Source organism: Methylobacterium sp. WL103, from assembly GCF_008039885.1.
Lineage (GTDB): Bacteria > Pseudomonadota > Alphaproteobacteria > Rhizobiales > Beijerinckiaceae > Methylobacterium > Methylobacterium cerastii.
The window spans coordinates 1-497 of the sequence record NZ_VRUX01001246.1 but is presented as its reverse complement, the minus strand read 5'-3'; the positions used below and the strand labels follow the sequence as shown (position 1 = coordinate 497).

The 497-nt window shown below is 72.6% G+C and carries 1 protein-coding gene; it reads right to left on the bottom strand.

All coding sequences use genetic code 11. From position 1 onward, the window contains the following. Window positions 1-497: glycosyltransferase (locus FV222_RS28840; RefSeq protein ID WP_281406955.1), on the bottom strand; the 497-nt coding region annotated here is incomplete at both ends.

Genomic DNA, 497 nt, shown 5'->3' with positions numbered 1-497 from the left:
CGCGCGCGAGGGGCGCGCCTGGTCGGGGAGGGCGCGGAGCGCAGCCGCCATGCGCGCAGGATCGCGCCCGTCCGCCTCCAGCACGGTGCGGGCGAGACCGAGGCTCTCGGCGGCCGTCGCGCGAATTTCCTGCTCCCGACGTGGGGTCGTGCGCGGCACCAGCACCGCGCGCTTGTCGAAGGATAGGATCTCGCAGAACGTGTTGTAGCCGCCCATGGCTACTACGCCGCTGGCTTTCTCCATCAACAACTCTATCTCGCTGTCGAAGGTGATCGCCGAGACGTTCCGTCCGATCCGCGCGATCCGCCCGAGGAACGCCGCACGGCTCTCGGGCGCCAGGAAAGGGCCGAAGGCGACCAGCGCCGGCAGCGGGATGCCGGGGTCGGCCTCGTAGGCCGAGATCACCCAGTCGATCAGCCCGTCGCCGTCGCCGCCGCCGCCGGCGGTCACCAGGATGAACGGCTCGGCCGCGACGCCGGGCTCGGCCCGGTCGGGGC